Source organism: Reyranella sp., assembly GCF_965249915.1.
Classification (GTDB): domain Bacteria; phylum Pseudomonadota; class Alphaproteobacteria; order Reyranellales; family Reyranellaceae; genus Reyranella.
Genome location: NZ_OZ252257.1, coordinates 3,338,348 through 3,350,099 on the forward strand (window position 1 = coordinate 3,338,348; position 11,752 = coordinate 3,350,099).

11 protein-coding genes are annotated in these 11,752 nt (G+C 65.8%); 6 read left to right on the forward strand and 5 right to left on the reverse strand.

Features of this window, described 5'->3' with window-relative positions:
* The first annotated feature begins 60 nt into the window (after nt 1-60).
* Both ACP15H_RS16595 and ACP15H_RS16600 read left to right on the forward strand, forming a co-directional pair.
* Complete coding sequence (locus ACP15H_RS16595) at nt 61-1,464, forward strand: FAD-binding oxidoreductase (protein ID WP_425067289.1); 1,404 nt, start codon at nt 61-63, stop codon at nt 1,462-1,464.
* A gap of 123 nt (nt 1,465-1,587) precedes the next feature.
* Entirely contained in the window at nt 1,588-1,884 is a 297-nt protein-coding gene (locus ACP15H_RS16600) for a GIY-YIG nuclease family protein (RefSeq protein WP_425067290.1), read from the forward strand.
* Between the two features lie 131 nt (nt 1,885-2,015).
* Here the strand turns inward: ACP15H_RS16600 and ACP15H_RS16605 are convergent, their stop codons facing one another.
* From ACP15H_RS16605 to ACP15H_RS16615, 3 genes are all read right to left on the reverse strand, one after another.
* Nucleotides 2,016-2,510, reverse strand: a complete 495-nt coding sequence (locus ACP15H_RS16605; protein ID WP_425067291.1) for a hypothetical protein — start codon at nt 2,508-2,510, stop codon at nt 2,016-2,018.
* Nucleotides 2,511-2,630: 120 nt separating this feature from the next.
* Nucleotides 2,631-2,978, reverse strand: a complete 348-nt coding sequence (locus ACP15H_RS16610; protein WP_425067292.1) for a RidA family protein — start codon at nt 2,976-2,978, stop codon at nt 2,631-2,633.
* A 50-nt stretch (nt 2,979-3,028) separates the two neighbouring features.
* Nucleotides 3,029-3,379, reverse strand: coding sequence for a RidA family protein (locus tag ACP15H_RS16615; protein WP_425067293.1), 351 nt, complete (start codon nt 3,377-3,379; stop codon nt 3,029-3,031).
* Nucleotides 3,380-3,492: 113 nt separating this feature from the next.
* On the opposite strand from ACP15H_RS16615, the gene ACP15H_RS16620 reads away from it, so the two are divergent.
* Together ACP15H_RS16620 and ACP15H_RS16625 are read left to right on the forward strand one after the other, a co-directional pair.
* On the forward strand, nt 3,493-4,728 hold the full coding sequence (locus ACP15H_RS16620) for a CaiB/BaiF CoA transferase family protein (RefSeq protein ID WP_425067294.1): 1,236 nt from the start codon (nt 3,493-3,495) through the stop codon (nt 4,726-4,728).
* 133 nt (nt 4,729-4,861) lie between these two features.
* The gene (locus ACP15H_RS16625) at nt 4,862-5,701 is read left to right on the forward strand and encodes an amidohydrolase family protein (RefSeq protein WP_425067295.1); all 840 of its coding nucleotides are present in this window, start codon (nt 4,862-4,864) and stop codon (nt 5,699-5,701) included.
* 129 nt (nt 5,702-5,830) lie between these two features.
* Here ACP15H_RS16625 and ACP15H_RS16630 read toward each other — a convergent pair whose 3' ends face one another.
* Nucleotides 5,831-7,546, reverse strand: a complete 1,716-nt coding sequence (locus ACP15H_RS16630) for an N-acyl-D-amino-acid deacylase family protein (RefSeq protein WP_425067296.1) — start codon at nt 7,544-7,546, stop codon at nt 5,831-5,833.
* Nucleotides 7,547-7,810: 264 nt separating this feature from the next.
* Entirely contained in the window at nt 7,811-9,355 is a 1,545-nt protein-coding gene (locus ACP15H_RS16635) for a peptide chain release factor 3 (RefSeq protein ID WP_422018213.1), read from the reverse strand.
* A gap of 235 nt (nt 9,356-9,590) precedes the next feature.
* Between ACP15H_RS16635 and ACP15H_RS16640 the strand changes: the two genes are divergently transcribed.
* Both ACP15H_RS16640 and ACP15H_RS16645 read left to right on the forward strand, forming a co-directional pair.
* Complete coding sequence (locus tag ACP15H_RS16640; RefSeq protein WP_425067297.1) at nt 9,591-10,946, forward strand: hypothetical protein; 1,356 nt, start codon at nt 9,591-9,593, stop codon at nt 10,944-10,946.
* Between the two features lie 23 nt (nt 10,947-10,969).
* A complete protein-coding gene (locus ACP15H_RS16645) occupies nt 10,970-11,731 on the forward strand; it encodes a DUF6946 family protein (RefSeq protein WP_425067298.1) in 762 nt (253 codons plus the stop codon).
* The last annotated feature ends 21 nt before the right edge of the window (nt 11,732-11,752 follow it).

Below are 11,752 nucleotides of genomic sequence, written 5' to 3' on the forward strand. Positions count from 1 at the left end.
CTCAGGTTGGCTTTGGACCCATTTGAGCGTATCCAAACGGCTTACGCTAGGAGAACGAACATGGCTGTAGCGGCCCAGGCGAAAGCCCTCAACGTCGATGCCACGATCGCCGAGCTGAAGGCGCTTTTCGGCGACCGGGTCAGCACCGCGCACGCCGTGCGCGAACAGCACGGCAAGGACATTTCGTATCACGAAGCGCACCTGCCCGACGCCGTGGTCTTCGCCGAATCGACCGAGGAAGTGCAGCAGATCGTCCAGCTCTGCGCCCGCCACAAGACCCCGATCATCCCGTTCGGCACCGGCACCTCGCTGGAGGGCCATATCAGCGCCCCCAACGGCGGCATCTCGCTCGACGTCAGCCGCATGAACAAGGTGCTGCAGGTCAACGAGGCCGATCTCGACGTGGTGGTGCAGCCCGGCGTCACCCGCAAGCAGCTCAACGAATATCTGCGCGCGACCGGGCTGTTCTTTCCGATCGATCCCGGCGCCGACGCCTCGATCGGCGGCATGACCAGCACCCGCGCCTCCGGGACCAACGCCGTGCGCTACGGCACGATGCGCGAGAACGTGCTGTCGCTGCAGGTCGTGACGCCCGACGGGCGGATCATGCAGCTCGGCCGCCGCTCGCGGAAGTCGAGCGCGGGCTACGACCTGGTGAAGCTGTTCGTGGGCTCCGAGGGCACGCTGGGCGTCATCACCGAGATCACGCTGCGCCTCTATGGCACGCCGGAATCGATGGTCGCAGCGACCTGCGCCTTCGATAGCCTCGAGGGCGCGGTCAACACGGTGATCCAGACCATCCAGTCCGGCATCCCGGTGGCGCGCATCGAGCTGATGGACACCTACACCGTCGACACGGTGAACCAGTATTCCAAGCTCACGCTGCCGCAGAAGAACCTGCTGCTGCTGGAATTCCACGGCACCGAGGCCGGCACGAAGGAGCAGGCCGAGATGGTGCAGGCCATCGCCGCCGAGCATGGCGGCGGCGACTTCGCCTGGACCAACCAGGCCGAGGAGCGCAGCAGGATGTGGCAGGCCCGCCACGACGCCGCCTGGGCCGCCAAGGCCTACAAACCGGGCTGGGGCATGTGGGCAACCGACGTCTGCGTGCCGATCAGCAAGCTCGCCGAATGCATCCTCGAGACGCAGAAGGACATCCAGGCCAACGGTCTCTACGCGCCGATCGTCGGTCATGTCGGCGACGGCAACTTCCATCTCACCATGATGGTCGACCCGAACGACCCGACCTACCTGCCGCGCGCCGAAGGCCTCAACGACCGCATGATCGCCCGCGCCCAGCATCTCGGCGGCACCTGCACCGGCGAGCACGGCGTCGGCCTCGGCAAGATCAAGTACCTCTACGCCGAGCACGGCGAGGCGATGTCGCTGATGCGCGCGATCAAGAAGGCGATCGACCCGGACAACATCATGAACCCGGGCAAGATCATCGGGCCGATCAACTGAAAGGTTGACGGGGTTACTTGCTTCGAACCTCATCGGCTCGAAGAATAAGCACCCCACAACCTCATCCTGAGGAGGCCGCGCAGCGGCCGTCTCGAAGGATGGGCAACAGGCCAGATCGTGCAAATGTCAGAAGAGCCGGGTGCCTACGTCTATATGCTGAATTGTTCCGACGACAGCTACTATGTCGGCTCCGCGCGCCTTGGCCTCGATCGCCGCGTTTCCGAGCACAATAGCGGGGCCTATGGTGGCTACACCGCGAAACGATTGCCAGTGCATCTCGTCTGGGCCGAGCACTTCCTGAACATTACCGACGCCATTGCGGTCGAACGACAAGTGAAAGGCTGGTCACGCGCCAAAAAGGAGGCGCTGATCCGTGGGGACTTCGGGTCCATTCAAACGCTCGCCAAAAGGCGAACGTAGATCGGGTGCGTTGCCCATCCTTCGAGACGGCCGCTGCGCGGCCTCCTCAGGATGAGGATACTACTTAGGTGAACAGTAGATAAAAAACTAAAGGGCTGGCAGTCGCCGGCCTTCTCCGTTGATGAGAGAACTCACCCGCCCGAGGCGACGATGCATTCCTTGACGCGCTTCCAGGCGGCGGGGGCGCTCTTGCCGAGGGTGACGTCGTCGCGATCCTCGCTGCCGCCCAGCAGGACGGCGTAGCCGCCTTTCGCGGCAATGGTCTCGATCGCCGCCGGCGGCAGGGTCATCCACATGCGCTTCCCGTCGGCCTCGACCAGCAGATCCCATTGCATGCCGTTCGCCGGCTCGCGCAGGGGAACGACGATGGAGTTGGGGAACTTGCCCTTGCGACCTTCGGCGCGGACGCTGAGATAGGAGTGGCCGTCGGTGCGCATCGCCATGATGTCGTCGCGGCCGCCGACGCGGCGGAAGGCCCGGCAGTTGGTGACGCCGCTCGACTCCTTCACGCGCGAGAAATTCCAGCTGTCGAAGCCCTTGCCGTAAGGCTGCGGGTTGTCCTGTGCCAGTGCGACCGACGACAGTCCCGCGAGGCACAGACCTGCGAGTACGCTCTTCACCACCATCTACCCTCTCCCCAGAGTTCTGGCGGATAGAAGCCGACGCTGGACAATTCCGTCAAGGCAGCGTCCCAAAAAGCAAAAGGGCCGGCGAATGCCGGCCCTTCTCCTGAAACAGGTCCGCGTTTACTTGGCGGCCTGGATCATGATCTCGACGCTGAGACCCGGCGCGGCGAGCTTGGCCTCGACGGTGGCGCGGGCCGGGGTGTTGCCGGGGGAGACCCAGGCGTCCCACACTTCGTTCATCTGGCTCCAGGTAGAGATGTCGGTCAGCCAGATGTTGGCCGAGAGCACCTTCGACTTGTCGGTGCCGGCTTCGGCCAGGAACTTGTCGACCTTGTCGAGGATCTGCTTGGTCTGGCCCTTCACGTCCGCCTTGGGATCGTCGGCGGTGAGGCCGGCGAGATAGACCGTGTCGCCATGGACCACGGCGCTGCTCATGCGGGCGCCGACGTTGATGCGCTTGATGCTCATATTCTCTCTCCTCGAAGAAACTTCAAAAGCGGGCGGGACCTTAGCAGAGGCTAGATCGCCGCGACGACCATGATTTCGACCTTCATGGCCGGGTCGTTCAGCCGGGCCTGGACCGTCGCGCGGGCCGGCGTGTGGCCGGGCGAGACCCAGGCGTCCCAAACCCTGTTCATGGCGGCAAAATCCGAGATATCGCTCAGCCAGATCGTGGCCGTCAGGATCTTCGACTTGTCGCTGCCGCCCTTGGCCAGCAGCGAGTCGATCTCGGCCAGCGCCTGCCGGACCTGGCCGGTGATGTCGAGGCTGGTATCCTCGGGAATCATGCCCGAACAATGGATGCGGTTGCCCAGGATGACGGCCTCGCTCATGCGCGGGCCGCAGTCGATTCGCGTGATGGTGCTCATGCTGCACCCTCTTAAAGGCCGCTGTCGGCTCGCACAACGGATCGGAAACGCACGGCGCGCTACCTGCGCCGTCGGATCGCGTTACAGTCCGGGGAACGACCGGAGAAAACGCCATGACCACCCAGCCCCAGATTCGACGGCCGCTCGACGGGATGCTCGTCCTCGATCTCGGGCAGATCTACAACGGCCCCTATTGCGGCCTGCAGCTCGCCTTCATGGGCGCCCGCGTGCTCAAGATCGAGCCGCCCGAGGGCGACGTGGTGCGCCGGCGCAAGCGTGAGGTCGAGCCCTATCCGCTGGTCATGCTGAACTCCAACAAGGAGTCGGTCGTCCTCGACTTCAAGCAGCCGCGCGGCAAGGAGCTGTTCCTGGCGCTGGTCGAGAAGGCCGACGTGCTGATCGAGAATTTCGCGGCCGGCGTCATGGACCGGCTCGGCCTCGGCTACGAGGTGCTGAGCAAGCTGAACCCGCGCCTGGTCTATGGCGGCAGCTCGGGCTTCGGCCTCGACGGCCCCTATCGCGACCTCGCCGCCATGGACGTCACCATCCAGGCGATGAGCGGCATCACCAATGCGACCGGCGACGCCGACGGGCCGCCGACCAAGGCCGGCGCCGCGGTCTGCGACTTCCTCGCGGGCATCCATCTCTGCGCCGGCATCCTGGGCGCGCTCGTCCAGCGCGAGCGCACGGGCAAGGGCCAGCGGGTCGAGGTCGCCATGCACGAGGCCGGTGCGATCTCGATCGCCTCGGCGCTGGGCGCGGTGATGGATGGCGACAAGAACGTGCCCGACCGCACCGGCAACCGGCACCCCGCCCTCGCGATGGCGCCCTACAACACCTATCGCTGCCGCGACGGCTATGTCGCGATCTTCACCTCCGCCGAGCGGCACTGGACGTCGATGTGCGAGATGCTGGGCCGCCAGGACCTGCTGACCAATCCCGAGTTCATGACGACGCCGGGCCGCGCCCGGAACATGGACCTGATCGACGACATGGTCGGCGCCTGGACCTTGCCGAAGACCAAGGACGAGGTGCTGGCCGCTCTCACCGAGGCGCGTGTCCCCTGCGCTCCCGTGAAGACCGCGCGCGAGGTCGCCTACGATCCCCACCTCGAGGCGCGCGGTTTCTGGGTTGATGTCGACCATCCGCGCCGCGGCAAGACCCGCGTGCCGATCTCGCCCATCCGCCTCCACACCGGCGGCAAGTCGGAGATCAAGCGCCCTGCACCGACCCTCGGGCAGCATACCGATGCCGTGCTGGGCGAGTTGCTTGGATTGAAGACGGACGAGCTGCTGCAGCTGCGTGCCGACGACGTCACCGTGCCGGTGACGGAACGGAAGAAGAAGTAGTGTTCAAACTCCTCTCCCCCGATAGGGGGGAGAGGCTGGGTGAGGGGGTTGCGCACGCACGCCTCGACTCGCCCCCTCACCTAACCTCTCCCCCTCGCGGGGGAGAGGAATATGAGAAGGAAGGAGACACGCCATGCCGATCATCGATTCCCAGGTGCATGCCTACGAGGCCAACACGCTGCAGCGGCCGTGGGCCACCGTGCCGAACTGGCCCGCGCACGTGACGGGCGACGAGATGGTGGCAGCCATGGACGCGGTCGGCGTCGATGGCGCGATCATGATCTCGCCTTTCGCCATGTACCGCTATGACGCCAGCTACGCCGAGGACGTAGCGCGCCGTCACCCGACCCGCATGGCCATCGTGAAGCCCGTGGATCCCGACGACGAGAAGGTGGCCGACGTGATCGCCAAGTGGAAGGAGACGCCGGGCGCGGTCGGTATCCGCATCTTCCTGCGCGAGGAGGAAAAGCGCGGCGCCGATCATCCCGGCCTCGACCGCATCTGCAAGGCCGCCGTCCAGTACGACCTGCCGCTCAATTTCCTGTTCTGGGGCCGGGTCGGCGAAGGCATGCAGATCATCGACCGCCATCCCGAGACGCGGTTCATCGTCGACCATCTCGGCATCCTGCAGCCGCGCGTCCCGCCCGCGCCCGCCGAGCCCTGGGCCGACCTGCCGAAGATCCTCGACCTCGCGAAACGCCCGAACGCAGTCATCAAGATCAGCGGCGCCTGCACGCTCTCCAGGCAGCCCTATCCGTTCCCCGATATCTGGGATCCGCTGAAGCGCATCTTCGACGCCTGGGGCTTCGAACGCTGCCTCTGGGGCACCGACTGGACGCGCGCCTTCGCCGTCGTGAACTACGAGCAGGCGGTGAAGCCGTTCCTGGAAACGAAGACCCTCAGCGACAGCGAACGCGCGATGCTGATGGGCGGCGCCTGCGCCAAGGCCTACGGCTGGTCGCCGAAGAAGTAGGAAAGCCCTGTCGTCCTGAGCGTCAGCGAAGGACCTTGCCGATCGACCGGAGCACTCCCTGGCGAGCGATAGATCCTTCGCTGACGCTCAGGATGACAAAACAGGGAGCGCCAAGCGCTCCCCTTTCGTTCACGCCGTCGAACGAACCAGCTTGCCGGGACGCGCGCCGGTGTCGACGCCCTTCTCGAAGATCGGCGTGCCGGAGCAGATGGTCATGTCGTAGCCGTCGACGCTCTGGACCAGGCGGCGGCCACCGGCCGGCAGGTCGAAGATCATCTTCGGGCTGTGCAGGTTGAGGCCGTCGAAGTCGATGACGTTGACGTCGGCCTTCTTGCCAACCTGCAGGCGGCCGCGATCCGTGAAGCCGTAGAAGTCGGCGGTGCTGCTGGTCATGCGCTTGACCACGAACTCGAGGCCGAGGCGCGGGCCCCGCGAGCGGTCACGCACCCAGTGCTGCAGCATCGAGGTGTTGAGCGAGGCATCGCAGATCACGCCGCAATGCGCGCCACCGTCGGACAGGCCGAGGATGGTGTGCGGATCCTCGATCAGCTCGCGCACGACCTCGAGATCGCCGTGCACGTAGTTGGTGACGGGGAAATAGACCATGCGGTTCTCGGCCCCGACCAGATAGTCGTAGCAATATTCCTGCGGCGTCACGCCGGCGCCCTTGGCCAGCGCTTCGATGCTGCGCTCCGGCGCGGGCTCGTAGTCCGGCCGGTCGCCCAGCGGATACATGCGGTCCCAGCGCGTCGCGATCTGGCGCGACAGCGGCGGCAGCACTTCCAGCAGGCGCGGCGAGGCCTCCTGCGACAGGATCAGGCGGCGCACCTCCGGCGTGCGCAGCTCCGCCAGCATCTCGGCCGGCGGCAGATGCGCCAGCTCGGCATAGCCTTCGCGCAGACCGAACGGATTGAGCGAGGTGTTGAGGCCCAGCGTCAGGCCCACGGGGCGTCCCGCGACCTGGGCATAGAGCGGCAGGTTGTCGGCGCGGCAGGCGCGTACGCCCTCCATCAGGCGCTTGTAGCGCTGCGGGTCGTAGCTGCGGTCGGTCAGCAGGAACCACACCGGCCGGCCGCTCTCCTTGGCGACCTGGCGGACCCAGTTCCACTCCGCCTTTTCGTCGTCGAAGTCGGACAGGAAGCCGAAGGTGCCGACGCCGGCCCTGCCCATCGCCTTGCCGATGGCGATCAGCTCCTCATGCTCGGCGTAGCGGCCGGGCACCAGATCGCCGGCCAGAGTCTTGTGCTGGTCGGTGCGGCTGGTGGTGAAGCCGACGGCGCCGGCCTTCAGCGCCTCCTCGGTGAGCCGCGCCATCAGCTCGATATCCTCTGCCGTCGCCCTCTCGCGCCTGATGGCGCGCTCGCCCATCGCGTAGACGCGCAGCGGATGGTGGGCGACCTGGGCGCCGATATCGATGGTGCGCGGCAGGCGCTCCAGCGCGTCGAGATATTCCGGGAAGCTCTCCCAGTCCCACTTCAGGCCTTCGGTGAGTGTGATGCCGGGGATGTCCTCGACCCCTTCCATCATCTCGATCAGGGCGGTCTGGTGCTCAGCTCGCACCGGCGCGAAGCCGACGCCGCAATTGCCGAACACGAGGGTCGTGGCGCCATGCCAGGAGGACGGCGCCAGCACGGGGTCCCAGGTGGCCTGGCCGTCATAGTGGGTGTGGACGTCGACCCAGCCCGGCGTGACCAGCCGGCCCTCGGCCTTGACCTCGCGCTTGGCCCGCCCCGCCTTGCCGCCGACCTGGACGATCCTGTCGCCGGAGAGTGCGACATCGCCCTGGAACGCCGGCGCGCCCGTGCCGTCGACGATGGTGCCGCCCCGGATGACGATGTCGTGCATGGCCCGTCCCGCTGCTTGTGTAAGGGGACGGTAAGACTTTCACACCCGGCCGGGCACGGAAAGCCCGGAGCCATGCGTTATGGGCGTGCTGCTATTCAGAGCCAAGATGACCCGCACCACCTCATCCTGAGGAGCGGCCGCAGGCCGCGTCTCGAAGGATCGGCAACAGACATGGTGCTCGTGCCCATGCTTCGAGACGCGCGCCGTCGGCGCGCTCCTCAGCATGAGGTGGGTGTTGGTGATTCGATCCGACTCGGAGAGACTCTAAGCGCGTTCGCGAATGTCCGAGAACTTCACCTTGGGGCTCTTCTCGGCGATGTAGCCCAGCTCCCACGCATTGCGCGCGAGGAACACCGGGGAGCCGTCGCGGTCCTCGGACATGCCGCCGCGGTTGGCCGACATGAACTCCTCGAGGTCGGCCTTGGTCTCGGCCGAGATCCAGCGCGCGGTCTCGAACGGCGCGGGCTCCAGGTCGATATGGACGTTGTACTCGGCCTCGACGCGGGTCTTGAGCACGTCGAGCTGCAGTTCGCCGACCACGCCCACGATATGGTCGCCGCCGATGACCCGGCGGAACACCTGGGTCACGCCCTCTTCCGCCAGGTCCTCAAGCGCGCGCCTGAGCTGCTTGGACTTCATCGGATCCTCCAGCCGCACGCGGCGCAGGATTTCCGGCGCGAAGTTCGGGATGCCGACGATCTTCAGCGTCTCACCCTCGGTCAGCGTGTCGCCGACCCGCAGCACGCCGTGATTGGGAATGCCGATGATGTCGCCGGGCCACGCCTCGTCGACGATCTCGCGCTCGCGGGCGAAGAACAGGATCGGCGAATTGACCGACAGGACCTTCGAGGTGCCCATCTGCGTCAGCTTCATGCCACGGCGGAACTTGCCGCTGCACAGGCGCAGGAAGGCGATGCGGTCGCGGTGGTTGGGATCCATGTTGGCCTGGACCTTGAACACGAAGCCCGAGACCTTGGGCTCGGTCGGCTCGATCGGCCGCGGCTCGGCGGGCTGCGGCCGCGGCGGCGGCGCCCAGGCCGCGATCGCGTCGAGCAGTTCCTTCACGCCGAAATTGTTGTAGGCCGAGCCGAAGAACACCGGCGACAGGTGGCCGGCGCGATAGCTTTCGAGATCGAAGCCGGGATAGCCCGCGCGCACCAGCTCGACCTCTTCGGCGAAGTCGGAATCGGCGATCGTATAGTTCTCGATCACCTCGCCGATGCGGCTCCTGTCGGTGTTGTCGAACACCAGCATGCGGTTGTTGTTGAGATCGTAGGTGCCCTTGAAGTTCTGGCCCGAGCCGGTCGGCCAGGTCATGGGCGAGACGTCGAGCGCCAGGGTCGAGGCGACCTCGTCTAAAAGCTCGATCGGGTCCTTGGACTCGCGGTCCATCTTGTTGATGAAGGTGATGATCGGCACGTCGCGCAGGCGGCAGATCTCGAACAGCTTGCGGGTGCGCGCCTCGATGCCCTTGGCGGCATCGATCACCATCACCGCCGAATCGACGGCGGTCAGCGTGCGGTAGGTGTCCTCGGAGAAGTCCTCGTGGCCCGGCGTGTCGAGCAGGTTGAAGACGGCGCCGCCATACTCGAAATGCATCACCGAGGTGGTGACCGAGATGCCGCGCTGCTGCTCGATCTTCATCCAGTCCGAGCGCGCCCGCCGCGCCTCGCCGCGCGCCTTCACGGCACCGGCGACATGGATGGCGCCGCCGAACAGCAGCAGCTTTTCCGTCAGCGTCGTCTTGCCGGCGTCAGGATGCGAGATGATCGCAAACGTGCGCCTGAGCCCGGCGGGATGGCCGGCCAGACGGGCGTCGGAAGCGGGAAGAGCGGCGGAATCGGGCACTTTTTGGGGGTCCTTCGGGGTGGCGAGGGGGTAGCGGACCGGTCCGTTGGCGTCAACTCAGCCGGGGACCCTGTTCTCCCCCGCCATCCGCTTGCCCGCTGCTTGGTCGCACTGCCGAGGTTTGTTAGTACGGCGCGGGCTTTGTCCGGCCACGCGGGAGCAGACCGCATGGACGGGGCCGAATGGATTGGGGCAGATGGACAAGAAGAAGGCTGGCAGTACGCCAATCGCGCTACGCGTGCTGAAAGAGCTGGTGCTCCCGCTGGCCGGCGGCGGCGCCTACGGCACGCTGGTCGCGCAGGCGAAGCAGATGCCGCTCGACGGCGTGACGGCCGGTGGCGTGGCGTTCTTCTGCATCCTGGCGGCGCAGGGCCTGGTCCTGCGCGCCGCACGCACGGCACGGACGGAGCCGCCGGCGCCGGCGGCCGTCAGCGCCCCCGCTCCCGAGCCGCTGAAGCTCCCCGCCCCCGAGAAAGCGCCGGAGAAGGAGAAGGAACCGGAGCCCGCGCCCGCGCTCATCGCCGCGCCACTGGTCGAGCCCGTCCTCAAGCCCATCGTCGAGCCCGTCGCCAAGCCGGCCGAGGAGCCGGCCCCTGTCCCCGCCCCGGCACCCGCCCTCGAGCCTGCGGCGAAGCCCGCGCCAAAGCCTGCCCCCAAGCCCGCCAACGATTTCGTCAGCATCCGGGTCGGCATCGAGGAGCTGAAGGAACAGGGCGCCCTGCCCGAACCCGAGCCGGAAAAGCCGGAAGACGGCCAGCGCCCGCTGTTCCGCAACCTCGCCCACGCCCCCACCAAGCGGACCCCCGTGGAAGCGCTGGCGCCGAAGCAGCTGCTCGACCTCAAGATGCCCTACCAGGCGGTGCTGAACGCCGCCGTGAACTTCGAACGCGAGGTCAAGCGCCAGGCCGACATGGCCGACGACCGGGCCGCCACGCTCGACAGCCTGTTCGAGGATCCGCGCTTCAACCTGTCCAAGGACCGTCTGCGCCAGCTCGATACGCTGCGCCGCATCCGCAACAACATCCTCCACGGCTTCGAAACCCTGGTCGATCCGACCGAAGCCGCCGCCCTCGTCGCCGCTTTCGACAAAGCAGCGACATGGTTCGATCCCGCCAACATCGAGCCGATGGCGCCTGCGACGCCCGAGCCCGAGACGCCGGCGAAGGACGAAGCGGAGAAGCCTGCCGAAGATGAGGCCGAGAGCCCCCCGAACACGAAAGCCGAAGAGCCCGCGAAAGAAGAGGTAAAGGCCGTCGTCGAGGACGAGGAGCCTGCGAACTCGGAAGCCGAAACGCCCGCGAATGAAGAGGCAAGAGCCGTCGTCGAGGACGAGGAGTCCGCGAATACGGAAGCCGAAGAGCCAGTAAAAGACGACACTGAGAAGCCCGTGACGGACGAGGCCCTAAAACCGGTAGAGCCCGTCGAGGAACAGACAAAAAGGCCCCAGGAGGGCGAGTCGGAGAAATCGGAAGAAGCGGAGAAGAAGGCGGACGCGGCCCCAGACTCCAAGGTCACGGAGAAGACTGGACGTGAAAAACTGCCGGAGGTCTAATACCCGGAGTTGAGATGGCTTGAATGGGCGAGGATATTGTATCGATGCCGAACTTTCAGATTGCCATCGAAAAACCCGACGAAATCATCCCGAGCCTTGGCAAGAAAGAGCACTGGAAAAAGGGTCGTAGCGCCTACGAACTTTCCAGTTCTTGGATACAAGCCAAGGGCTTTCCCCCCTCAGTAAGAGCTGTGCTCGACCAAGCTGACGAGTGGCGAGACGCAGACTTGTTAGAAGGGTTTTTTGAGCGTGAGACGGAACTGCCGGGACGAGGCAGACCCAGCCAGACGGATTTGCTGGCACTCGTGCGGCTGAAGCAAGGCAACGCCATTTTGGGGATTGAAGGAAAGGTCGACGAACCATTCGGCGAGTTGGTGGAAGACTGGCTCAAGGGCAAGCCCGACGAGAAAGCGGGCGAACCTCCCGAGGCCACGGCAGCGCGCCAAAGAAGCACACGCAATCGACGAGAACGCTTCAACGCCCTTTGCGGCATCCTGGAAATCAATCCCGCAGACTCGGATGGTTTCTACTATCAACTATTCCATCGAACCTGTGCCTCGATCTACGAGGCCAAGCGGTTCGAATGCAAACGGGCCATCGTCCTCGTTCACTCCTTCGCCGCAATACCCGAAGCCCCGCTCAAACCCGCATGCTTCGAGGATTTCAGTGCGTTCACCACCAAGATCGGGATGACTGTGATCAGGCCCGGAGCAATCTCCACCAGCAAGACCTTCGCCGGGATCGAACTCCGCCTCGGTTGGGTGTCTGACAATTCCTCAAGCTAGATAGCGCGGCTTACACGCTCG

Bases quoted from the DNA above. Each gene is read 5' to 3' on its own strand.
- ACP15H_RS16595 (WP_425067289.1), top strand. From the start codon at position 61: ATGGCTGTAGCGGCCCAGGCGAAAGCCCTCAACGTCGATGCCACGATC.
- ACP15H_RS16600 (WP_425067290.1), top strand. From the start codon at position 1,588: ATGTCAGAAGAGCCGGGTGCCTACGTCTATATGCTGAATTGTTCCGAC.
- ACP15H_RS16605 (WP_425067291.1), bottom strand. From the start codon at position 2,510: ATGGTGGTGAAGAGCGTACTCGCAGGTCTGTGCCTCGCGGGACTGTCG.
- ACP15H_RS16610 (WP_425067292.1), bottom strand. From the start codon at position 2,978: ATGAGCATCAAGCGCATCAACGTCGGCGCCCGCATGAGCAGCGCCGTG.
- ACP15H_RS16615 (WP_425067293.1), bottom strand. From the start codon at position 3,379: ATGAGCACCATCACGCGAATCGACTGCGGCCCGCGCATGAGCGAGGCC.
- ACP15H_RS16620 (WP_425067294.1), top strand. From the start codon at position 3,493: ATGACCACCCAGCCCCAGATTCGACGGCCGCTCGACGGGATGCTCGTC.
- ACP15H_RS16625 (WP_425067295.1), top strand. From the start codon at position 4,862: ATGCCGATCATCGATTCCCAGGTGCATGCCTACGAGGCCAACACGCTG.
- ACP15H_RS16630 (WP_425067296.1), bottom strand. From the start codon at position 7,546: ATGCACGACATCGTCATCCGGGGCGGCACCATCGTCGACGGCACGGGC.
- ACP15H_RS16640 (WP_425067297.1), top strand. From the start codon at position 9,591: ATGGACAAGAAGAAGGCTGGCAGTACGCCAATCGCGCTACGCGTGCTG.
- ACP15H_RS16645 (WP_425067298.1), top strand. From the start codon at position 10,970: ATGGGCGAGGATATTGTATCGATGCCGAACTTTCAGATTGCCATCGAA.